This is a genomic window from uncultured Senegalimassilia sp. (assembly GCF_934632265.1).
In the GTDB taxonomy this organism is placed as follows: Bacteria; Actinomycetota; Coriobacteriia; order Coriobacteriales; family Eggerthellaceae; genus Senegalimassilia.
This window is the reverse complement of the sequence record NZ_CAKTYH010000010.1, coordinates 1-24895: the sequence shown is the minus strand read 5'-3', so window position 1 is coordinate 24895 and position 24895 is coordinate 1. Positions and strand designations below refer to the sequence as shown.

Genomic DNA, 24895 nt, shown 5'->3' with positions numbered 1-24895 from the left:
CATGTACTTGAATGGAATGCAGGTGCCCGGTGGGCATTGATTTCATGAGCGAGGAAAAGGATCGAGAGAGGATCCGTTATGGAAACGAAGGCACTGAAAAAGCAGCTCGGCGCTGCTATCGCCATGGTGCTGGTGGCAGCCATAGCTTTGGGCGCCGCCACGTTCGCATGGTTCGTGAACAACAATGCCGTCACGGCGGAGGGTGTTAACGTGACCACCTCTTCTGCTGTGCCGAACCTGTATATCACGGACGCCGGCAAGACGACTGATACGATGGCGCCTGCGGGCACCAACAAATCGAAGCTGCTTCCTGTGTCTACCAGCAACGGTACGGAATTTTTCGATACCAAGCATTGGGTCAGCGCTGATGCGACCAGCCAGAATGCTTCTAAGCATCAATACGCGAATGAGTACAAAGCTGCTGAGGCAACAGCTGACGCGGGAGTTTACGATGAATACACTTTCACGCTTGGCGTACAGAACGGCTCGATGAATGTGTATTTCGATTCTACTGCGGGCACTACTAATTTGACGCCCAATGCGAACATGGGCACGGCAGGTCGTTTCGCAATTAAGTTCGGTGATGGGGAATGGAAGCTATTCAAGATTGATGGAACGGCAACTAAAAAGGGTTATTACACCGATAAGGTTGCTGAAAACGCAACGTCTGGTGACTATGCGGTTGGAGCCGAGGGATCTGACCCCAATAGGGTCATCAAAGCAGCTCCGATTACCTATAGTGAAATTGGATCGTTTGCTGGCGCAATTAACGACAAGGGTCAGGCTTCTGCTAATCAGGGGGCAACGGCTCTCGCCACCATTTCCGGTGAAACAACTGTCACCGTTCGCGTGTGGTATGAAGGTTGCGATCCGGATTGCGTTTCCGAAAATGCGGGGGCCCAAGGCACCTCTCCCGCAATCACTGGCAACCTTGGTTTTGTGGGCGTTGCTGCCTAGATTTGCGTTGCTGCTGCCGCATAGTTAACAACTTCGGTTCAACATTCGTTAACTGCTTAATACCCTCGGGCTTTTGTCCGGGGGTATTTTGTGTTGTCAGGGGGATTACTTTGTTGGGGCGCTGATGCGGCTTTGGCGTCCCATTCTGTGACTTGGGGGAAACGTCAAAATTGGGGTTGTTTTGGTTTGTTGCACTTTGGGATTAGCGTTGTTTTACATGGTAAAATGCTAGGTTGAATGATTGTCGGAACTGGGCAATGTCTCTCGGCATCTGAGCGGTGTATTCGTCTCGCCTTGAGATTGAGAGGGCCCTGACATTGCTTGGAAAAAGGAGGACGTTGCTCTTCGGGGCGTCAGCAGCATGAATGCGACTGGCGAACATACCAACCATGGTGAACTTCATGCAGATGATAACGCTGCTGAGGGTTATCGTGCTGTGGCCGACGAGCATGCGCAAACCCTGAAGGATTTCTGGAAGCGGTTCATGGTCAGCGGTCTGTTCGTGGTAGCCGCCCTTGTCATTATCCTAGCTTGCTTGGCTTGGTTTCTGAACAACTCCCAGGTGAGGGCCAATGGCGTTGGGGTGGACACGGCCGGCGCGCGCTTCGCTATCTACTCCGACGGCGCTCATCAGGGTGTCTATGACCAGGAGGCGGGTCAGGTCGGGGAGGCGGGTCAAGGCAGGCTTGATGTGGCCGACTCCATGAACGTGAGCGCTACCAGCAACTTGGTGAACTTGAGCTCTGGCGATACTTTGGGTCCGGGTTCGTATGGTCAACTCACCTTCACGGTAAAGCCGTATGCGAATGATCTTGGTTCCGTGCAAATCGATATCTCCCGTGAGTTTAGGGGCAAGCAGGGGGTTGACGTTTCCGATACCGTGAAAGCGCTGGCGTCGGGCCATATCCTGTTCTTCGAATCGCGTGACGCCAATGGGTACTACGAGTCGCCCATCCTTGGCGAGCAGTTGACTAACGGGTCTCCGGTTCTCAGCTACCGGCTGACTATCGATGCAAACGACTTCCGCGACACTTCGGGCAAAACAACCCAATCCGTCACGAAAACGCTGTACTGGGTTTGGCCTGAGTACATCCAGAACTTCGTGTATACCGGAAACGCCAACTACTACAAAAACCTTTTCGCAACTGATGATGCTCAACACCCTGCCGGGCAGAGCTACGCTGACATGCAGAACTACATCAACAACCACCAGAGTTCTTTCTACTCCATATCGTCCGGTCAAACGATACCTGCGCTGAGCAGCACCATGTCTTCCGCGGACCTCTCAGTGTGTGCCACGGCATACAACAAGGCGGACGATGAGATCGGCAACGCGGTGGAGTATTACCAGGTGCGTCTTGTCGCTAGCGAGGTGAGGGGCTCATGAGCGGCAACGAAGCGCGGATGACGTCGGCAAAAGATTGGATATACGAGCATCGCGGGCCGATTCTTGCGGCGTTGGCCGTTGTCGCCGTCGTTCTGATCATCGCGGCGCTCACGCTATCGTGGTTCCTGACCAACAACAGCCTTTCGACGGTTGCGAAGGTTGACTCTCCCGCCGAGCTGAAGATCACCGTGCCGGGCGAGTCGGCGGCAACTCAGCTGGACCTGACCAACGACGCGGACTACGACAAACCTGCCGCGGATGGCAGGGTTTACCGCCGCCGAGCCTTCAGCGTGGACAGCGGCGGCAAGGCCTTTGAGCTGCAGGTTGCGAACACCACGAACATCTCCGGGCTGAGCGTGAAGATTTATCGCGCTAGGGTGAATAAGCCCTCTGACGCCGGTGATGTCAAGGGCGACGGCTATTCGTGGAGCAAGGAGGGCACCGAGGTTACTGGCTTCGAGAAGATCGATTTCGACGCAGGTAAGTCCCAAACCTTTGGCGACTACGAGAACGTCCAAACAAACGCCGTGCCCAACTACCGTTGGAAACGATTCGAGGTAGATGAACTCGATAAGATTGAAAACGGAGTCGCTTCTGCGACCAACTTCATCATCGAGTGCTCGTGGCCCCAGGATGGCAACTACAAGGATACCGACGTAGCGTACCTGATTGCGAAGTCGTAGAGAGGAGGGACCGTGCTCGGAAACCGCAATGACAACAGCATTAAGCAAGAACGCGAAAGCGAAGGGCGCGGTTCGCTCACCGCTTCGCTGAACGGCGCGATCGACGGTATGGCGAAAACGCCTCAAGCGCGCAAGGCGTTGTGGGCGGCCGCCTTCGTGCTGGTCATTGCGGCGCTGATATTAGGCGTCCGTTCGACCTACAGCGCCTTCAGCGCGAACGACCACCTGAAGGCCGTTGCCGTTACGGGCACCTCGCAAAGCCTGTTCGCTTCCGACGTGCTGGCTCCTTATTCGGAGAAGCCAGCAGAGCCCATGGCCAAAAGCGTTGTGGTCGATACGGGCAAAAGCGATGCGACTGACGCCAACGGTGCTTGGTGCTCCTTCACCTTCCGCGTGTATAACTGCATGCTTGATGACCGGAATGTGTTCAACGACAAGGATGTCAAGTACGCGTTGAGCGTGAGCGCCGTGGGTATCGACGGAGGGGCTGTCAGTGATTCGGATTGGAGCATCAGTCCCGCGCAGGGGGACGTCGTGCTTCCCGGCACGCAGGCGAAAATCGTCACCTATACGGTTTCATTCAAAAAGGAGCTGCTGAACAGCATCAAGTTCACCATCTTCGCAAATGTCGATCAGGCGAATAGCCCCGGAACCAACTTGGCGTGCTTAGCGGCGTCCATCACGCCGGCGGAGCCTACTGTGGTTGAGTCCGCTTCCGTCACTGGCGCATGGGCAGATACGGGCAACGTTAGCGAATACGCTGCATACAACTATCGCGTCAGCGTTACGGGCAAGGAGCAGACGGTGGTCCTGACGTGGGGCGAAAAGGTTGAGCTTGACCCTTATTTCGAAAAGAACCACGCAGGTCCGAACTCGCCCTGCACCGTGAATACTGACGAACGCACGGCAACGTTCACGATGTCGCCGGGTTCCGAGATCGTGAACTTCTACTGGACTGGCGGAAGCTCCGGGCCTTCAGACTGGGGCGATCTCGGTGTTTCGGTGACGGCAAGCGGTTAGTTGCGGACAGTCGAAAACGAACGGTCGGCGACCAACGGCAACGCTGAGCGCCAACGGCAAGCAGGGGAGCCCTTCGGGGCATGGCATAGAGAGGTTACCCATAGATGAGATCGGTAAAGTGCATAATCGCCATGTACCTTACCTTTGCTATGGCTTTTCAGCTGCTCGTGCCGGCTCCTGCCGCTTTTGCGGAAGGAGCGAACGTCGTTTCGGGCGCGGCGGCGCAGTTGGGCGGCTCGGAAAACGCGGGCGATAACAGTGGCGGCTCCTCAGCGGATGCGGCCGCCGACAACGGCGATGGCGCTTCGGCTTCGGGCGATGCTTCCGCAGGCGAAAGCGGAACGACCCAGGGTGCTGCCTCTTCGAGCGGCGCAACCGATGGGCAGGGTTCTGCTGCAGGCGACGCGGCTGAGAAGCAAGGTTCTTCCGCGGGCGATGCCTCCGAGGGTCAAGAGTCCGCTGCGGACAAGTCCGCCAGCGCCGACGATGATGCGGCAGATGCGCAGGACGCTTCTGCAACGGCTGCCGCGGGCGCAACCATTACGACTGTTGCCGAATTACGGGAAAAAATGGCGAAGGACAACCATGGCAGCGTTGAGGCAGCGGGCGAAACCGTTACCGCCATCACGTTCAACGATGCCGCGGCTTTGCGCATCGTCTCGAATACGGATGCTCAGCTGTATCGAACTGCGAAGATGGCAAAGGGCCAAGGATCGACGGGTGCCGAATTTGACGTGAGCAGCCCCGAGAACGGCTATACGTTCCTTGGTCTTGGCAGCGCCGAGGTTCCCTTCGAGGGCTCGTTTACCACCAATGGAACCTCGATCGCCTTGGCGACGTCGCTGTTCAACAATGTTGTGTTGAAGGATGGCATTTCCATCCCGAATCTTATTTGGAAAGGGACGGGCGGCGATCCGGTAATCGCGGCCAAGGTTACGGGGGGCAAAACGCTTGACGTCACAGTTCAGATTGCCGACCCGGCAAATACCACCTTATCGGAATCAACTGCCGGTATCACCAGCGCGCTGTTCGGAACCGTTGCGGGCTCGCTCACGCTGAGCGCAACCTATTCTTTCGCGGGCACGCGAAAAGGCCTTGGGGCCACTGCTGATTCCATGGGAAACGTGGGCTTGTTGGCGAATACGGTTGAAAGCGGCGGCACCTTTACGGTTCAGTCGGTTACCTTCCCCGATAACGTTGCATTGGGCGGCACCGTGACTGCGGCCAGCGGAAACGCCGGCTTGTTGGTTGGCGAAGTTAAGGACGGCGCGACCTTGCGTGTCGGCTCCTTGAACAATGTCCCGACTGCTACGATTGAGACCAAAAGCGGGTGTGCCGGCGGCGTCGTGGGCAAGGTCGGATCGGATACTGGCGCGACCGCTGAAGTCACGAACGCAATCAATCTCTCTAAGCTCACGGTGAAAGGCACCGCTGCAGCTGGCGGCTTCATTGGTCAGGCAACCAAGCTCACGTTGAAGCAGAACGAAGGCGCCAAGGTCACCTGTCCTCAGAATGTCGGGGATGCGGATAGCGGCAACGTCGGCGGTTTCATCGGCGAGGTGAGCTTCGGCAGTTCGGTCGCGTTTACTGGCAATGATCAAATCTATACGGGTGACGAAGGCGTCGCGCTTTTGGGCAAATCCAGCGAGTCGAACGGCGTTGGCGCTGCTATCGGTAAGCTGAACTTCGTTGATTCGACAACGGCTGTTTCGTTCAATGGCGGCACGTTCAAGAGCACCTATGGCAAAGGGGGAGGCGCCGCAGTGTTCGGCGGCCTTGTCGGCTCTGTGACGGGATATGCTGCTGGAACCGGAGAAAAAAGAGATGCATCAAAGCCGCTTACGGTGGAAAACGTCTCAACCGAATTTAAGCTCAATGCTAATCCGCAATTCACCGGCGGCCTTGTCGGTTGGCTGGGCCGCGGTGACGACGCGAGTGTGAGTGCAGCTCTCGAAGTCAAGAGTGCTCAGGTTAACTGCACTAAGCTCGCTCAATCTGGCAAGGGTTTCGGTGGCGTTGTCGGCTGCCTTGACCACGAGAGCATCCTCGACGTCAATGGCGTGACCGTTGCAAACGAAGGCGCGATTGAAAACGGCGCGGGTATTGCCGCTGAAAGCTGGGGCTCTGCGATTCGCTTGGGCGGAGTCACCGATTTTTCGGGCATGAAGTTTGCTCCTGAAAATAGCTTTACCGACGAGAAGTTTGTTTCTCAAATCACGAACGTTACCTCAAGCAATCCGACGCTCGTGTTCGCTCGCGGAACGGGAAGCGATGGCGTTCCCGTAGACGCTGGTAATAGTGATTACTGGGTTTACAAGCGTTGCCCTGCAGCGAAAATCGATGACTTGGGCAGCGATCAAAACGCTGGTTGCGGCTACGGTGAGGTTGTCAGGCTTGATGGGGAGAAGCTGCAAAAAGACCTCATCAAAATCAATATGGATAAACACGAGCTTGAGGGCCCCTCGACGACGGACTGGAGCTGGCAAGTTGGCTCGAGCAATGGGAATTGGTCCGAAGGCAACCGCACCCTGACGATAAAGAAAACGCAGGATTTCGTGTGCCTTGCGCTTTCGGTGCAGTTCGCCAACCTTTGGAATGGGGTATATGGCTTAAACCCCAAGGACAAGGCGCAGCTCCTGGGCTCCGGTGTGAGGATCAACCTTAACGCCGACGTTAATCTGTCGGGCACGGGCGTGGTGGGCCTTGGATTCGATAGCGCTAACAATCTTCAGACATTTCAGGGTACTTTTAATGGCAACAGCCATAAGGTTTCCCTCGCTATTGGCGAGCCGTATGGCAAGCGCAGCGATGGTGCGATTGACGCGCTCGACGGTAACGGCAAGATTTATCGTCACGACCGTCTGGGTTTCTTCCCCGCCATTGGCGGTGGTGCGACGGTAAGCAATCTCACCGTCGATGGTGCTATGAACGGCGTTGCAATGAAGTTCGATAACGGCGTAAACGTTGACGCCGGATTGCTTGCGGCGACCATCACGGGTGATGCGACAATCAACGGCGTTACGTGCGGGCCGGCGATCCCCCGTGACGATACTTCCGATCCGACGATCGCTTGCGACGATACGTTCGGAAACGATGTCAGCATCGGCGGCATTGCGGGTAGCGTGACGGGCATCGGAGCCGTTGCTTTCGAAGGCAATACGAAGGCGCAAGCGACCATCAACACGGGTGCTACCCTCAATGGCCCCACTCGCATTGGCGGCGCTATCGGTTATGTGGCGGACGTTGCTGCTATCGTCAACGCAGCGAACCTTGAAGTCGATGGCGCAATCACCGCAAGCGACAGCGCGAGCGATAAGATTGCCCAGGTTGGCGGCTTTATAGGCTGCATTGCTCAGGGTGCCGCGGCGAATACAACAAAGGTTAACATCACAGGCCTTTCGTTCAACTCGTTCAACATGACCGTTGGCAAGAACGGCGACGCGAAGAACGGCGCCGGTGGTCTTCTGGGCTACAGCTGGGGCAATACTGTCGTCACCATCGGGGATAGCGGCAAAAACACCAGCGATAGCACGTACGCTCTCAAGACGAACAACGCTTCCATAACCGCAAATGATTCCGAGGAACTCGGCGGCCTCGTATACGCCGCAAGTGGCCATTGGGCCATCAACGACTATGCCATCGATCTTTCGGGCACAACCATTAATGCTGAGAGCGCTACAACGCTTGGCCTGCTCGTTGGCCGTGGAAGCAAGGTGGCTGCTGGAGTATATGGCTCCGAGTCCTATACGGGCTTGTACCTGGAAGACAGGGCTTATTGGGAAACGGCCTATAAAGTTTCCGGCATCACAATCAAGGCACCCGACAAAGCGGCTTTCGACGAATGGGTCGGTAATGGTGTAAAGCAAGGCAGCAAACTCATAGACGGCGAATGGAACACGGTCGTTTCGCTGCACACCCAAGATGAAAAGTTGCACATGAGCGATAGCTCGAGAAGCGACAACAGCTATCATAACCGTTCTGATTTCGGCGCGAAGCACAATACGAATGCTTGGACGAGGTATTACTACAACCTGGATAGAGCATATACGACAGTTGGCAACGATTCCAAGAATAGCGACAAGACAAGCTGGATGGACCAGCCGGAGTACTTGCTGCTTTGGTGCGCATATTTGTATGCGCCCAGTGACATTCGGAGTTATATCATTCCAGGAAATCAGCAGATTTTCCAAGGAAACAATATTGGCACGAATGATGCCGAACGCAAGTCTATCGACATGGATGGATATAGTTTCTACCCCAGCAATCCCGTTAACGGTTCCAAGGTAACGGTGAAAAATGCCGAGATCAAGTTCCATTATTCCGAGATCAAAGCTAAGCAAGATGGCAACAAGAAGAATAGCGAAGCGACGCAGCACGAGAACATGCATTGTGGGCTCATCCGAACCCATGCGGGCGACCTTGCGGTAAGCAATGTCACGCTGGGCGGTACCGTAGGCGCTGTTGTGAACGACTCGGGAAGCTCGTCCGGCGCTTTGATATGCCGCTATATTTACGGGTCTTCGTCTTCGAGTTCGACCTTGGTTAGGCGGATCTCTATCGACGGGCTTACGCTTAACGGCTTGACGGTCGATGGTGTGACCGATGCAACCAGTTATGCCCCTCTGCTCATCAATGAGATGCAGACGTACGTGAACCTGAGCGCGAACAATATTTCGACCACGGGGTACGCAAATGGTACCAAGGCGGCGACCTCGCTATTTGGCAAGCTTGGCGTGGGCGGTACGGCCGACCAGGTAACGGCGACGTTCAACCAGATCAGCGTTCCGAGTGCTACGAGCCAGAACGCAACGGACGGCGCGATTTTCACCCGTGCAAGCTTGCTCGAGAGCTTCGGTTACGGCGAAGGCAATACGGGCTCTGCGGTATATACGTTCGTCAAGGCTGATCAGAACGCCGATCAAGGCGAAAACAAGGTCACGTTCGGCAAAGAGATCGACTCGACGGATGGCGAGTATTTCGGAAAGCAGCTCTGGTATTACGATGAGAATGCCTATGGGACCGAGGCAGGTCTTGTCACCGTTGGCGACAAGCGGGCAAGCTCGGATCAATTTGGCGACTATCTTCCCTACGTCTACAAGGGACAGGCCAACGAGAGCAACGTTCGGTACCACGAAATCAAGGTAAACCAGCGTATGCCGAAGCTTACGACGGGCTGCGGCACCTATGCGGATCCGTATGCCATAACCAAGGCTTCCGAGCTTAACGCGGTGGCCGTGTACATCAACACGAAGAGCGCGGTTGATGGTTGGGAGGTTACGGTCACTACCAACCAGTCTGAGCTTTGCCAGCGTCGAAGCGATCATAGTACCGACCGTGAGGTTACGTACGTTTATAAGCAGGCAAATGAATCGAGTAAAAAGTGGGAGAAGAAGAACGGGGATACCACCGATTCAACGGTAACGCTTGATGAAGACACGATGCATTCCTACCTGCAAAGCGCCTACTACAGCATCGAGCCTAAAAACGAAGATGGTACAGCGGGTACCACGCTCGCGATTGATGCGGAGTCGTTCGAGGGCTTGGGCAATCTTGGTAATCCGTTCAGAGGCGTGATCGTCGGCGATTTAGCCGATTCGAACACGCAAGCAACGATTGCCATCAACAACAGCACTGGATCTTTGAAGGGCTTGATTCCCTATAGCTACGGAAGCGTGGTCAAGAACCTGAACGTGGTTTACCAATCAGGCGTTTCGGCGATTTCGTACGCGCCGAAAGACAGCAACGGCGTCCCCGGTTCGTTCTTTGGCGGTGTGATCGGTTGCATCTTGGGCGGCGACAACATCATCGATGGGGTGAGCGTGTCGTCCCGAAGCGGTTCTGCTACGGCTATCGCGTCCGCCAATGTTGATCCCCTGGTTGCCGCAGCGGCAGGCGATACGAGCAGTTCGTATTTGATTCCCATAGGCGGCTACGTCGGTGCCGTTGCGGGCGGTGGCGTTATCTTCCGCAATAGCTCGAATGTTAGCGGTGCGCTCAATACTTGGCATGTTGCCGGTGCCTCGCGCTATGACAACCCCTACGTCGGTCGCGTGATCGACGGTTATGCGTTTAGCGAACTTGCTGGCAGCAGCCTTGATAACACCGACCGCAACTACAAGATCAACAACCTGAATATTGATGAAACGAACTGTGTGGTAACAGGCGATACGCAAGGTCGCTATCGTGGGATTGACGGCAACGACAAGGCTATAACTACTACCGTCAACGACGCGCAGGGGCTGCTCGTGCTTTCGGCCATCATCAGCAGCGGCGCGGCTGGCGGTTCGGCGAATACGACGGCTCCAGATAATGAACATGCAACCAACTATGGAACCTACGCTGGATCGAGGGCGTATTTAGGTGGAAATACGTCGAATAATACAAAGTATCAGTTCGGAAATCAGAATTACGGCAAGGTGCGCAACGCGACCTATGCCGCTGTTGGCAAGCCGACTAAAGCAGTTGGCGAAACTGAAGATGATGGCGATTTTGCAAAAGCGACCAAGGACGACACACTCAGCCCCGGTAGCCAGTGGGAGGGCGACGCGCTTGCCGAGGGGGATAATGGCGCGCGGGTGAACTCTCCCTACCTGGTGGCGAAGTATGCCACGTGGCAGACGGGTAACATCTGCGCCGCGCAGGCCTCGGGCATGGATTTGCAATTCGTGAACACGGCCGAGGACATTGACTATGACATGACGCCTTACGGTACCGGTTACACGGGGCTTTCGGGTCGCTATTACTCCAACGCGTGCGCATCCGCCCAGGGTGCCGACCGTGACCGCATCGTGCCGCTCGTGGCGACCATCAACGGCGACGGTGCGACCATCAAAGTGGGCGACAACGGAAGCAACAGCAACGGTAGCGAGAAGAATCCGTACGACATCAAAGAATATACCGACGACGATTACAAGCTCACTGGTGTGGGTGCTTTGTTCGGCACGGCGACGTACACGTCCGAAAACGTGGCAGGCAGTATCGGCACCACAGCAGCGGATGACACTGCTGCCACAGGCAACGGCGGTTATACCGTTCGGAATCTGAACTTCAAAGACTGCAACATCTCGCTCACGTATACCGATGCTTCCGGCAATGCGAGTGGTTCGGGCGATGCGGAAATCGGCGTAGGCCTTCTTGCGGGCACCACGGCAAATAACAACTCGCTGATAGACTATGGCAAGTATCATGCCCTTACGTTGGCGAACTGCAAAGTCAATGGTTCAGCTGGCGTTTCCGACGCTGGCGGCCTGTTGGGCTCGTCCGGTTATGGCAGCCGTAAAACTGATAAGAACAGTACCGAGATGGTGAATAAGACCGGGGGGCAGCCGTCTCCGGTCAAGCTCTATGACTGCTCGTATAGCGGCATGGACATCTCGGGCGTTCAAAACGTCGGCGGTTTCGTCGGCAAGCTGAGCTCCGGCTCCCAAGGCGGTGTTTGGACGTCGACGGACAAGGTCGTCGCTGAGGACTCCGCGATCACGTCGAGCGCACCTGCTACGTCAAGCTCGGTTGATTCCAACGTCGGCGGTGTGTTCGGCGCCAGCGGCGCTGCCGTCTTCGTGAATACCGACGAAAGCGCTAACTCGAAATACAACAGCGGAAAAGCAACCATCTCGGGGGTGACGCTGACCGTTCCGGCAAACGCTGGCGCATCGAGCGGTGTTGGCGGCCTTGTCGGCAACGCGAAGAACAACATATATGCTTACAACTTGAAGGTAACGGGTGACGTTAAGGTAACGGGCGACGCGAATGGCAAGGCGGTATTCGGCCGAACGGGTGCGAGCGAGTTTAAGAACGCTGGCGGTATCGCGGGCACTATAACCAGCGGCAGCGAATTCATGTTCGATACGTGCGAAGTTAGCAATATCGATCTTGAGTCTCGCGAGGTTTCCGGCGGCATTTCCGGCAACATCTCCGGGTCGCCAACGGTTACCTGCAACAACGTGGTGGTGAGCGGTGTGACCTTCGGCAGCTCATATGCGGGAGGCATCAATGGCTCCCTTGGGAGCGAAGGCACGCCGACGTTCAACATCACGAACGCTGAAATCAAGAACAACGTGTTCATGAACCCGAGCAATTTGTCGGAGGAACCGAAGGGCTCGAACGGCAAGAGCCGTTCCGGCGGTATTGGCGGCGATGGCAGGGGTGTGTTCAGGCTCTCGAACGTCCTGCTCGATAGCAATGACTTCCAAGGCAAAGACGGCCAGGGCATCTTCTTTGGCGATGCGAAGGCGGGCCTGCAGGTCTATGCTGCGGGTATCGATATAAAGCCGGGTGAAGGTAAATCAACCAGCGATCTGCCTCCTTTGATGTTCGACAAGACCAGCGATCAGAGCATCGTGAAGCAGGTGAACGCTGCTTCGTATGTGGCGTTTGGTAACTATTTCGATGCCGCCCCCGATATGGATAAAACGCTCTATAACGACGAGACAAACGATGATGGTACTGAAGCCGTCTCGCCCTACGTGACCACGAGCCCGACGAGCGGCATTGCCGTGCGTACGTCAAACAACGCAGATGATCGCTACCTTTTTGGTGACGGCGCCAATGTTGGAAATGCTGGCACAATAAAGAGCCAAGCGGGTACCAATGAGGCCAATCGTTATACCTACACAAATATCGGCGGGTGCGATAAAGAGGGAGCGTATCGAAACGATAACGGCTACACCGAATCCTCTGCGCAATCGTACAACTCGGAGAACCCGGATGCTTCAAAGAAGGTCGCCACGGAAAAGGACTTCAAGATTCTTGAGGTCCCCGTTCAGGACGCCTCGGTCGTAACCGACTACCTTAACTTGGTGACCAACGGCGGCTTTTCCGATGCGGTTCGCTTGAACAACGGCTCTGACAAGCAGTACGTGACGGCCAAGACCGAAAAGTTCAAGTTGGATGAAAAGACAAAAGCCTTCGTCAAAAGCACTGAGCCCGCATCGCTTTCGGTTGTGAACAATGGTACAAGCGATATGCAGTTTAGCGCACCTTCCAATTGGGACAACGATAATGGCCAGTTCACGCTGCTCTCCGTAACCTTCAACGATGGCGCTGGCAACACCTATAAGGTTCAGGTCCCCATTGTGGTTAAGCGCTTGTTCGAGGTTAACTTTGCGGCAGCGTATACCTATGGCACCAACTTCAAGGCCGGCGATTACTCGAACAAGAACGATCACGTGCTTACCGGCGTCGGGGATGCCATGACGGGGTATCTCACCTGGACTTACAACAAGGCTCGTGCTACTGAAACAACATACGGGTGGAACACGTATCTGCAAGACGGCGGCTCCATGAAGGCGCTGGACAAGCGGATTCTGTTCAGCGGCGATAGCACAAGGGGAACCTTGCCCAAAGGCACGCAGCTTACGTTGGTGGACACCGCGAATAACAACAAGGAATATCACTACACTGTTGTGGGTGCCGATGGAGCTGCCTCGGTTGCGTTGACCGAGTTCAAGGATTCTTCTGGCGCGTCGTATCAAGAAAAGTGGCTTAGCGAGCTGATGGGGGTCAAGGCTTCCGACAACCCCAACTCAGGTGCTTGGGTTAAGGTCAACGCTGACGACCCCAACGTTGGCGCGCGTATCGAGACCAGCGCGGGCTACGAATACTTCCGTCCCTGGGCGGATGGGGTTACGGGCAATCGGTGCGACCTTGCCCTCGAAGACGGCTCCGAGCCTCATCCGTCTGAGAGCTTCTTCCTGGTGGTTCGCGTTCCTAAGAATTCGAATGCAACCGTGAACGGTTATACCGGAACCTCGCTTTCGGGCGATGTGAGCACGCGCATCAACTACGTGAAGGGGTCGGACGAAAGCAAGGCGGACAACCATATCAACACCGCTTCAACCTATAACATTGCATTGGGCTATGGGCAAACGCTTGCTGACACCTTGGTTACAGGTGATTCGGGTGCTACTCAAAAAATGAGCGCCGATACGACCAATACCTTCTGGATGGACGTTACCGATACCGTAAGCTGCAGCAACGTATACAACGATTCGGACACGCTGTACTACCAGCTGAACTCCTCGCTTGCAAGCTATAACGGTCCTGCCCTTACGGGCGCGAGCGGCTATCCTAGCGGCACTTCGAGCACGTATTCCTTCTACGTGAAGGTGGGGGACACCTATTACAAGCCCAGCAAATCGACCGATTCCGCGGGCAACGTGAAGTGGACTTGGGAGCCGGCTGAAGCGGGGGCGGATGATGCGGGCAAGGCTGCGGTAAGCGGCAAGTCGTGGAGCGCCGATGGCGGCGACATGCAGCTTGTCCTTTCCGATAGCGAAGGAACGGCTATCGACCTAAGCGGCATCCGCAAGATTGCAACGGACGCAACGAATGCAACGGACGAAACAGCCTCGTTCTCCATCCAGATGAAGGCGGAGTTGCAGATGTCGGGTCCCGCTTGCCAAAAAGCGATCGCCGCATCGGAAGATGGCTCGACTTACACGAAGCCCACGTATCGCTCGCTCCTTTCCCCGCATGCGGATACGTTGAGCACAAGCACCATGACTGTCGGCATCGATGGCAAGATGCACTACTACCGCAAAGGCGGCGGCGCTTCCACCATTGCCCTTACGGCAACCATGAAAACGCAGCTGGGCATCAACGCGGACGATTTGGGAACCGCCGACGGCACCATCGCCCTGGCAGCAACCTATGACCTGTCCAAACTAAACGGTGCTGAAGAGAAGCTGAGCAAAGCGGAGAAGGCAACCTTCACGCTCACGCTGCAAAAGCGCAAGGATGACAAGGATGGCGGCTACGAACCTGTTTCAGGCATTGAGAACTACCTCTCCGTGCAGGAAAGCAGCAAGCTGGGAACGGGAACGGTGAGCGCCGACCGCAACAACATCGTGTTCACGGATACCGCTTCCAACGGCGTCCTTGCCACCCGTGACGACAGCAGCCCCATCCTCAGGCTCGGTTTCGTAGTGAAGGTGAACACCGACGTTGAGAAGGCGGAGCAGTTCTACGCCAACTACCGCCTGGTTATGACGGCGCATCTGTCCGGCAATGGCGTGGACGACACGCCCGTGAACGCTTCCGGATCGATTACCGGGTACCCCAACTCGGACTATGTGACCTACACCTTAACCAGGGTGAACATGAAAGGCATCGAGCACAACTAGGCCTAGCGCTCCTCATTCGCTTCTCGGGGCGCTGGCGTCTTTGGCCTTTCTGCGGTCTGGTCGATCGAAGATGTGAGTCCCCTGACATTTGACATAAAATAGCAAGTTACTCGGGCTTTTGGCTCTCAGTGATTTTGCAGAACGAACGGAGGTGACCCGCGATGGAGGAAGCGCGCGATTCCAGGCAGTTGCGCAAGCGCTTCAAGCGCATGCTGGCAACGCTTATCGTTGCTGCGCTCGCCACCGCGATGGTCACCTACGCGTGGTACATCTATCATGCCGATCGCCACATCACCGACGTGAAGATGGCCGCCGGAACGGGCGTGACCTTCCTCATCTCCGATTCATACGATGGCGAATACAAGTCCAGCGCCGGCCTTTCCTTTCAGGGGCTTTTGAACCCCGTTTCGACGGACAACATCCTGAACGGGTTCCAGAAAGCGGTGGGCTTCACGGGCGGGGACACGCAGGATTCGCTGTTGGCCACCTTCTTCGGGCCCGCCCAGCGTTCCGACTACTACGAAACCTCGCTGTACCTGGCCACCAGCTCGCTTTCCACCGACGTGTACCTGTCGGACATCCGCTTCGACGATATCGATCCGCAAAACCCCGTTTCCACCGCCCTTCGCGTGGGCCTGGTGGTGCACCAGCCTGGCGAAAACCAGCCTGTGGCAGGGCAATACGTGTTCGAGCTCACCCAGGCGCACAACCCCCAAGCAAGCTACAACACCAAGCAGGGCGAAGCGGGCCATGTCCTGGACAGCACCAAGACCGACGGTTCCACGGTCGCGTTCACGCCGCTCAACTCTACCAACTACTGCGAATATAACGAAGAAGAAGGCGTGGTCACCAAGCCCGGCACCAAGCTGGCAACGCTTCCCGCCGCCGCCGAGGGCGCAAACCGCAGCACGCCGGTGCAGGTTGACGTCTACGTGTGGCTGGAGGGCTGCGACGAGGACTGCACGAACAACCTGTGCGACACCAGCTTGGCGTCGCTTGCCCTGCATTTCGCGGGAAGCCGGGAATAGGGGGTGCGCATGGGTTCTCAGGGAAACAACGGACAAGCCAGATTGCGCGACGCGTTTTCCGCGCGCAAGCGGATGGTTGCGGCCGCCGCCTGGTTGGCGGTGCTGGCGCTGGTGCTGAGCGCTGCCACCTTCGCGTGGTTCTCCAATTCGCGTTTCACCAACGTCACGCCTGCGGCGCATACGGTAAGCGAAGATGGCTACGACCTGCTCATCTCCGCCAGCGAGCAAGGCCCCTTTGCCGAGCAATGCCAGCTGGCTTCCGCGGACAAAACCCTGTACCCGGTTTCCACGTCCGATCTTTCCGACTTTTGGCGCGCCACGTTCCAAAACGCCGCCGGGATCACCACCGACTATGCGAACTGCACGTCCGAGCTGGGCGAATACGCCCTTACGGGCACGTTCTACCTGAAGGGGTCCAGCTTGCCGCTTGCGGTGTACCTGTATCCCAGCCAGATGAGCGTCTCTGCCGATTCCCAGCTTCTGGCGGCGGCACGGGTGGGCTTCATCATCCAAAGTTCTGCGGGCACGCAAAGCTATATCTTCCGGTACGACGATCTGGGCGACACGTCCGGGGCGGCGCAGCAGCGCACCACCGCGCAAAGCGACGTGGTCGTCAGCGGGCAGGGTTCGTGGAGCTACGTCGCCGATCCGGCGCAGTCCGTTTCCGCGTACAGCATGGACGGTTCGGGCGATACGCCCACGGCGCGCTCCGGCGCCACGCCCTTGTTCACGCTGGGCGCCGATGAGGTGGCGAGCGTGCGCTACTTCGTGTATATGGAAGGCTGCGACGCCAACTGCATCGGCGAGGCGCAGTCCCAGGCCATTTCCCTGCAGTTCGCGTTCGCGGGCGCCAAGGCGTAAAGGAGGGGAGGCGGCATGAGCACGGGTTCCAGAACAACTAAATACCGGTTCGCCCAGGTCGGAGCGGTGTTCGCGTTGCTTGTGCTGGCGGCCGTGCTGGTTGCGGCAACCTATGCGTGGTTCACCAACAACACAAAGGTGAACACCGATTCGGTCTCGGTTCGCAGCGGCGACAGCAAGCTGGTGGTCGAGCTGGGCGATGCGTCCGCCGGCGGTTGGAGCAGCGAGGGCGACGTTGCGTTCTCGTCCAACAGCCCCAGCCCGCTCACGCTGTACCCGGTTTCCACGTTCGATTTGGAAGGCTTTGCGGAATGCTCGCGCACCGACGAGCAGGGCCGCGCCGTGAGCTTCAAGCAGGCTGAGGACGGCCAGCATTTCTACCACGGGTGGGTGGACATGCGCGCCAGCATCACCGGATCGGGCGCCTCGATGGCCTCGGGCGTGGTGAACCTGTACCTGGGGGACACGCTGGCTCCGGAAGGCGCCGACCCCGAGCTTCTGAAGGCAACGCGCGTGGGCTTGAAGCTTTCCCGCGACGGGCAGGTGCTGCAAAGCCGCTATTTCACGCTGGACGATTCGGCGGGTTCGCACCGCTCGGAGCATCCTGTAACCGCGCCTTCGCTTCCGGGATATTCCGACGGCATGCTGCTCGGTTGGCAAAACGGCGCGCTGGCCTGCGCAAATGATGACACTCAGGACTACACCGCCTATCTCATGGGTGCCGACGAGTCCGCCGCGCGCCCGCAAAACGCGCTGCTGGCCATGGACCTGGGGCAAACCTATCGGCTTGACGTGTACTACTACATAGAGGGCACCGACCAGGACAGCGCCGACTATCTGTACAACGACGCGGGCATCCTGCACGTGAACCTGTTCGCCGTGCTTGATGGGCAGGGGGTGTAAATGGACCAGGAAGGGAAGCGGGACCTGCGCCATCGCCTGGCGACCACGGTGCTGCTGGTGTTGTTCGCGCTGGTGGCCATCGCCATGGCGTCGTTTGCGTGGTTCTCCATCTCCGACCAGGCGAAAGCCCGCCAGCTGGCGCTTACCGCCAACGCTGGTAACGCCCTGCGTTTCGACCTGGACGCGCACGACAGCTTCGACCAGTATGTGAGCTCTCTGGGCTTCGATCAAATCTCCGCGCGCATTTCCTCGGAGCAGGGCACGGACATCGATTCCTCCAAGCTGCAGCCGGTGACCACCTCAGACGGGCAGAGCTTCACCTACGAGGACGGTTCGGAGGCGCAGGCGCGAACGGGCGCATATCTGGAGTTCACCCTGCACTTCATCAGCCACCAGGACATTATCGTGCGCCTTACCGGCGAGTCGGGCGGCAACGGGGAAGCGGGAACGGCGTTCTCCTCGAACGTGGATAGCTTGCCGCAGGCCATGCGCATGAGCTTCACGTGCGACGGGCAAACGTGGATTTACAACCCGAACATGGGCTCTGACGCCTCAACATCGGGAGGGGTGACAACCTTCGGCATCCCCACAGGGGGCTCGAGCGAGGCGGGGAACATGTTTAACCTGGTCGCAGAGACGGACAAACCCGCCGTCGTTCGGATTTGGTTGGAAGGAACCGACCCGAATTGCACTAATATTGTCAGGGGAGCCGATTACTCGGTCGCCATGCGATTCGAAGGCATCGAACAGCAGGAACAACAAGAGCAGCAAGATCAACGGTAGCGGGCACGTGCTACGCGCCGATGCATAGGAAAGGTCGAGATGAGTACGGTTAAAAAAGCTGCATCCATCGTGGTCAGCGTCATTATGTGGATCGTCATCCTGGTCGCGGCGTTGTTTGCGTTCACCACGCTTGCCACCAAAGACGACGGCAGCGTTTCCAGCCTTGCCGGGTTCACCCCGCTGACGGTCCAGTCCGAGTCCATGGCGCCCACGTTCGATGAGAACGACCTGATCTTCATCAAGCAGTGCGATCCGTCCACGCTGCAGGAGGGCGACATCGTCACGTTCCACACCATCATCGACAACCAGTACGCGCTCAACACCCACCGCATCGTCTCCATCAACCAGGTGGACGGGCTGAACAGCTACACCACCAAGGGCGACAACAACGAATTCGCCGACCAGCACGTCATCGCCGACGGCGACATCGTGGGCAAGTACGTGGGCAAGATCCCGTACATGGGCAAGGTCATCAGCTTCCTTTCCACCACTTGGGGCTTCCTTGCGGTGATCGTGTTGCCCATGCTGCTGTTCTTCATCTACCAGGTCTACCACCTGGTCATCGTGGGTATGAACCTCAAGCGCGCCATGGCCGAGGAGGATCGCATGAAGCGGGCGGAAGCCATCGTGGATGGTGAGGATTCCCAGGCTGCGGCAGCCGATCGCGCCAAAGCCGAGGCGGCGCGCGCAGAAGCGGAAGCGGCGCTCGAGGAAGCCAAGCGCTTGAAGGCCGAAGCGGAGGCCAAGCTGGCGTCCGCCGAATCGGCCCGAGGCGGCGATTCCGCCTCCGAATCCGGGTCCGCTCCCGGTTCCGAATCCGGGTCCGATCAGAAGTAAGCAACTGTTTGCGCGCGCCGGGCGTTCCCGGTGCGCGTTTCGCGTATGAGAAAGGGCGTGGCCCGTGAGTGAGTTTCTAAGCTTTGCCTGGGAACTGCTGTCGAAAGTGGTGTACAACGTCGTTGCGGTGTTCGCTTCGATCCTGAACCTGCTCGTCTTCGGATGGGTCGACTACTTCAACATCTTCCTTTCGTACTTCAAATCCTTTGACATACCCGGCAAGATCGGCGCGGTCGTCCTGTTCGCGCTGCTCGTGGCCATCCCCGTGCTTATCGCCATCATCCTGGTGCGCCGATGGAAGCTGCACGCCGACCTTAAGCGCGACAGCTCCGACAACAAGACGCTCTACCGCGAGATCGGGCGCCTGAACAAGCAGGTGCTCGACCTGATGGACGAGAAGAACAAGCTGCTCGCCCTGAAGGTGAACGCCATGGGCGGCACGCAGCGCATTCCCTACATGGGCGCTTCCGCCCTTACCGACGAGCACGTTCCCACCGTTGCCAATGTGCTCGGCAAGGCGTCTGCGGGCGGGGAAGGCGAAGTCGTTCCCGGCGTCGTTGCGGGCTCGGCGTCGCTTTCGCTCGATGGCGATTCGGTGTCCGGTGCCGCCGCTGCCATGGCCAAGGCCACGGTCGAGGCCAAGACGCTTGCCGAGGAGAAGGAGATCTCCCTGGCCAACCGCTTCCCCAAGCTCTCGCTCGTCGACCTGAAGTACCGCGACTGGCAGCCGCCCGTCTACGACGACGCCATCACCCTGGAGCATTTCGTGGAAGGCTACCGCGAGTTCGCCTGCAGCGAGCTGGGGCTGTACTACTCGCCCGAGATCGTGCGCCGCTACGTCGCCGGCATGGCCGCCAGCAAGCTGCTCATCTTGGAGGGCATCTCCGGTACCGGTAAAACGTCGCTGCCGTATTCGTTCAGCCGCTACGTGGACAACCCTGCCACCATCGTGTCGGTGCAGCCCTCGTTCCGCGACCGTACCGAGGTGCTCGGCTACTTCAACGAGTTCTCCAAGCGCTTCAACGAAACCGAGTTTTTGCGCGCCCTGTACGAAGCGGGTCTGCGCCAGGACCCGAGCTTCATCGTGCTTGACGAGATGAACCTGGCGCGCGTGGAATACTACTTCGCCGAGATCCTGTCGGTCCTTGAAATGCCCAGCCACGACGAGTGGGTGCTCGAGCTGGTCCCCACCGCGTGGGACGGCGACCCGAAGGGCCTTCACGACGGCAAGATCACCCTTCCCGACAGCCTGTGGTTCGTGGGCACCGCCAACAACGACGACTCCACGTTCACCATCACCGACAAGGTGTACGACCGCGCCATCCCCATCGAGCTCAACGAGCGCGCCGACGCGTTCGAGTGCCCGCACCACGAGCGCGTGCACGTCACCAGCGAGCACCTTCAGTACCTGTTCCAGAAGGCGAAGGTGGAGCACGTCATCTCCGAGGACGTGCTGGAGAAGATGCACAAGCTGGACCAGTACCTGCAGACGCGTTTCCGCCTGGCGTTCGGCAACCGCATCATCAAGCAGATGTACGACTTCATCCCCGTGTACGTGGCGTGCGGCGGCACCGAGCTGGGCGGCATGGACTACATCATCGCGCGCAAGGTGCTGAAGAAGTTCGAATCCATGAACGTCAGCTTCGTGCGCGACGAGATGACCGGCCTTATCGACTACATCGAGAAGACCTTCGGTGAGGGCGGCCTGCCCGACAGCGTTTCGTACTTGCTGCGAATCCAGAACATGTACTAGGAATCGGCCCGGGCGCCCGCGGAGGCGCTCGGGCGTGTTTGCTTGCGGGGTATGTAGATGTCAGACACCATTCAAGACCTGTACGGCAGCTTTGCCGAGCAGATGGAGCCCATCCAGGAAGACGATCGGTATTTCCGCTATCTCTTCGAGCTGGCGAAGGCTTCCGATACCACCATCGATCAACAGCGCGAAGAGCTGGTCAAGGTCGTCGATGAGGAGTGGATCTCGGTGATCGAGGATTCGCTTGACGCCATCAACAGCATCATCGAGAAGCCGCGGCGCTTCATCACCACCGAGGAAGAGGTGGTGCCGGTTTCGCTGGCCAAGAAGATCTCGGCCGACAGCGTGCGGCATCTCAGCCAGAACACGCAGTTCCTGGCGCCTTCCGACGACGGGGGCGTGCACCCCACCAAGATCTTGAACGTGAACATGGCCGAAACCTACGACCTGTACGAGAACCGTTTCGTATACCACCTGATCCAGCGCCTGCTCACCTTCGTGGATAAGCGCACGGACGTGATCTTCTGGTCCACGGGCAACGAGATCCGCAATCGCTTCACCATGCGCAGCAAGATCGGCGACGCGTACGAGGAGATCGAGTACAACGTCGAGATGACGGTGAAGGACCGTCAGAACTTCGCGGAGAACGACGCCGACAACATGGACACCTTCATGCGCATCGACCGCGTGCGCCGCCTGGTCATGGCGCTGCGCGGCAGCTCGTTTTGCCAAATCATGAAGGGGTGCTCGGCGGTGCGCAGCCCCATCCAGCGCACCAACTTGATCATGAAGGACCCGAATTACCGCAAGTGCTTCCAGCTGTGGCAGTTCATGGAACGCTATGACAAGGTCGGCTACAGCATCCAGGTGAAGGACTCCGCGCTGGCGTTCGACGATGAGTACATGGCGCAGATGTACACCAACCTCATCAACAACTACGCGGTGTTCAAAAGCCTTGTCTCCGACGAGCGCAACCTCACCGAGCTTGCCAGCGAGCAGCGCGAGCCGGTGGAGCCGAAGTTCGTGAAGGAGATCAAGGAAGAGATAGTAGACAGCTGCGACATCCCCGATGTGGAGGTGCGCAAGGTTTTCGTCGAGGAAGTCACCCAGGCGCAACTTGATGCGGAAGCGGCGCTGGAAGAGCAGCGGGGGAAGAACGAGGACCTGCAGGGTGCGTTGAAGTCGCTCAAGGTGGAGGTTCACGCGCTTCGCGATGAGCGCGATGACCTTGCCGATGAGGTCGACCAGCTCAAGCAGCGGGAAACCGCGTTGACGCAGCGCGCGCAGCTTGCCGAGGCGGAGCTGGACGAACTGCGCGATTCGCTGGAAGACGCCGAAGCGGGCAAGCGCGCCGCCGAGCAGGACGCGGCCCAGGCGCGTTCGGACGCCCAGGCGGAGGTCGAGCGCATGCGCGAGGAGACGGCGGCGGAGGTCCGTGGCGCCTTTGACGACGCAGCCGCCAAGGTTGCGGTGGCGAAGGTCGAGGCGGACCAGGCGATAGCCGCTGCGAAAGCCGGGGCCGCTTCCGCGGTGGAGATGGCGAAGGCGGAGGCGGCCGCGAAGGTGGAGGCGTCGCGGGTTGAGGCTGATGAGGCTGTTGAGGCTGCGCAGGCAGAGGCGGCGTCCATGGTTGAGGCCGCGAAGGCCGAGGCTGATGAGGCAGGGCAGCGCCACGCCCAGGAGCTGGCGCAAGCGAAGCAGGACTTCGAGCAGCGCTTGGCCCAGCTGAACGCCCGCTTGGAGCAATCGGAGCGCGCAAGGGTCCGCGCGGAAAAGCGCGCCGAGGGCAACAAGCTCTCGAACTACCTGCGCGCCCGCCTGCGCGGCGAGGACGTGCCCGCCGAGCCCGGCGATGCTTCCGACGCCGGCGGCTCCGCTTCCGGTGACGCTCAGGCTGCCGGTCGTGCTTCTTTCAATGAGGTGGACGCACCGTCCGGAGGTGGCCGCAGATAATGAAACACATCCTTCGCGTTGTCAACGTGCTGGCGGCGGTGGTCATCGCGCTGGCGCTGTTGGTGCTGCTGCGTACGGTGTTCACACCGGCGGGCGAGGTGCCGACGCTTGGCGGCTACAGCTTCATGCGCACGCTCACCGGCTCCATGGAGCCCGCCATTCCCGTCCACTCGTTCCTGATCACGCAGGACGTCGACCCCGAGACCCTGCAGGAGGGCGATATCATCACGTTCCGCTCGACGGAACAGAACCTGGAAGGCGCGCTCAACACGCATCGCATCACCAGCGTGTACGAGGAGAACGGCCAGCTCATGTTCCGCACCAAAGGCGATGCCAACGCCGTTGAGGACTCCGAGCCGGTCGCCGCGGTGAACGTGGTGGGCAAGGTGGTGTTCGTGTCGGCGGCGCTGGGAACCGTGGTCTCGCTGTTCGCGAACCCGTTGGTGTTCTTGCTGCTGGTCGTGGTGCCGTTGGTGCTGCTGCTGGGCTTCGAGCTTGCCAACCTGGTGAAGTCCACCAAGGAGGTGGCGCGCGCCGAGGACGAGGCCGCCCTTCGCGCCGCCGTGGAACAGGTTCGCCGCAAACGCGACGCCGAGAAGGCGGAAGCCGAGCAGGCAGACGCCGACAAGCCCGAGGATTCTCCCAAGGGCGAATAGCCCAGGTTCTTCGCCGCCTGAACTGTTACGCCCGCGTTGCTCGGGCCGGTGCGCTTCAGCGGCACGCCGGTCGGAACGCGAATGGCGCGGACGCTTCCGCATCGCATCGGTCTGTAACCGAAATGCCTACTATGTCTAGAGACAACCGTGATAAGATGGGGCAAGACTTATAGGCGCTCACAGACGAGAGAGCGAGGCATCATGCTGGATAAGGATCAATTGAACGACATCGTTGCAGGCATCGCGAAAAACTACAGCGAGCGCGAGGAGATCTTCTTCACCGACCCGAACAAGCATTTCCCGAACAAGCTTGCCATCGTGAACATCGTGAAGGACCTGCGCCGCGTCATTTTCCCGCGTTACTTCGGCGACGAAACGCCCACGGGCATCAACCCCGAGTACTTCATCGGCGAAACGCTCATCCGCATCGAGGATTCGCTGCGCCGCGAGCTGCGCGAGGCGCTGCTGTTCCGCGGCAGGCTGGCAACCGAAGAGCTGGACGAGCGCGTCGACCAGATTTGCGCCACGTTCTTCAGCCGCCTGCCTGAGATCCAGCGCATCCTGCTGACCGACGTGCAGGCCGCCTTCGACGGCGACCCGGCCGCCCAGAGCAAGGAAGAGATCATCTTCAGCTACCCGGGCTTCTTCGCCATCTTCGTGTACCGCATCGCGCACGAGCTGTACGTGCAGGACGTGCCGCTCATCCCGCGCATCATGTCCGAGTACGCCCACGGCCGCACGGGCGTCGACATCAACTCCGGCGCCACGATCGGCGAGTACTTCTTCATCGACCATGCAACCGGCGTCGTCATCGGCGAGACCACCACGATCGGCAACCACGTGAAGGTCTACCAGGGTGTCACGCTGGGCGCCCTGTCCACGCGCGCCGGCCAGGCGCTCTCCGGCGTCAAGCGCCATCCCACCATCGAGGACGACGTCACCATCTACAGC

Annotated in this window: 14 protein-coding genes; all 14 read left to right on the top strand. The window is 58.5% G+C overall.

Features of this window, described 5'->3' with window-relative positions:
• Positions 1-78 precede the first annotated feature (78 nt).
• Positions 79-957 (top strand): hypothetical protein, encoded by an 879-nt coding sequence (locus tag Q0H50_RS01785; protein ID WP_294418644.1) that lies wholly within the window; start codon positions 79-81, stop codon positions 955-957.
• Between the two features lie 361 nt (positions 958-1318).
• Positions 1319-2344 carry a hypothetical protein gene (locus Q0H50_RS01780; RefSeq protein WP_294418637.1) on the top strand — a complete coding sequence of 342 codons (1026 nt, stop codon included), beginning with the start codon at positions 1319-1321 and terminating at the stop codon, positions 2342-2344.
• Positions 2341-3027, top strand: a complete 687-nt coding sequence (locus tag Q0H50_RS01775; RefSeq protein WP_294418632.1) for a hypothetical protein — start codon at positions 2341-2343, stop codon at positions 3025-3027. Before Q0H50_RS01780 ends, Q0H50_RS01775 begins: the two co-directional genes overlap by 4 nt.
• A gap of 12 nt (positions 3028-3039) precedes the next feature.
• Entirely contained in the window at positions 3040-4047 is a 1008-nt protein-coding gene (locus tag Q0H50_RS01770) for a hypothetical protein (protein ID WP_294418629.1), read from the top strand.
• Positions 4048-4178: 131 nt separating this feature from the next.
• Complete coding sequence (locus Q0H50_RS01765) at positions 4179-15170, top strand: hypothetical protein (protein WP_294418626.1); 10992 nt, start codon at positions 4179-4181, stop codon at positions 15168-15170.
• A 161-nt stretch (positions 15171-15331) separates the two neighbouring features.
• Positions 15332-16198: a hypothetical protein gene (locus tag Q0H50_RS01760; protein WP_294418623.1), complete on the top strand. Its 867-nt coding sequence runs from the start codon at positions 15332-15334 to the stop codon at positions 16196-16198.
• 9 nt (positions 16199-16207) lie between these two features.
• Positions 16208-17059, top strand: a complete 852-nt coding sequence (locus tag Q0H50_RS01755) for a hypothetical protein (RefSeq protein WP_294418622.1) — start codon at positions 16208-16210, stop codon at positions 17057-17059.
• A gap of 15 nt (positions 17060-17074) precedes the next feature.
• Positions 17075-17962, top strand: a complete 888-nt coding sequence (locus Q0H50_RS01750; RefSeq protein WP_294418621.1) for a hypothetical protein — start codon at positions 17075-17077, stop codon at positions 17960-17962.
• The gene (locus tag Q0H50_RS01745; RefSeq protein ID WP_294418619.1) at positions 17963-18745 is read left to right on the top strand and encodes a hypothetical protein; all 783 of its coding nucleotides are present in this window, start codon (positions 17963-17965) and stop codon (positions 18743-18745) included.
• A gap of 39 nt (positions 18746-18784) precedes the next feature.
• The gene (locus tag Q0H50_RS01740) at positions 18785-19582 is read left to right on the top strand and encodes a signal peptidase I (protein ID WP_294418618.1); all 798 of its coding nucleotides are present in this window, start codon (positions 18785-18787) and stop codon (positions 19580-19582) included.
• A 64-nt stretch (positions 19583-19646) separates the two neighbouring features.
• Positions 19647-21335 (top strand): hypothetical protein, encoded by a 1689-nt coding sequence (locus Q0H50_RS01735; RefSeq protein WP_294418617.1) that lies wholly within the window; start codon positions 19647-19649, stop codon positions 21333-21335.
• Between the two features lie 57 nt (positions 21336-21392).
• Positions 21393-23288: a DUF2357 domain-containing protein gene (locus Q0H50_RS01730; RefSeq protein WP_294418615.1), complete on the top strand. Its 1896-nt coding sequence runs from the start codon at positions 21393-21395 to the stop codon at positions 23286-23288.
• A complete protein-coding gene (locus tag Q0H50_RS01725; protein ID WP_294418614.1) occupies positions 23288-23944 on the top strand; it encodes a signal peptidase I in 657 nt (218 codons plus the stop codon). The genes Q0H50_RS01730 and Q0H50_RS01725 overlap by 1 nt, the downstream gene beginning before the upstream one ends.
• 201 nt (positions 23945-24145) lie before the next feature.
• Positions 24146-24895, top strand: a 750-nt coding sequence (locus Q0H50_RS01720) for a serine acetyltransferase (protein WP_366936610.1), incomplete at its 3' end; no start/stop codon positions are given.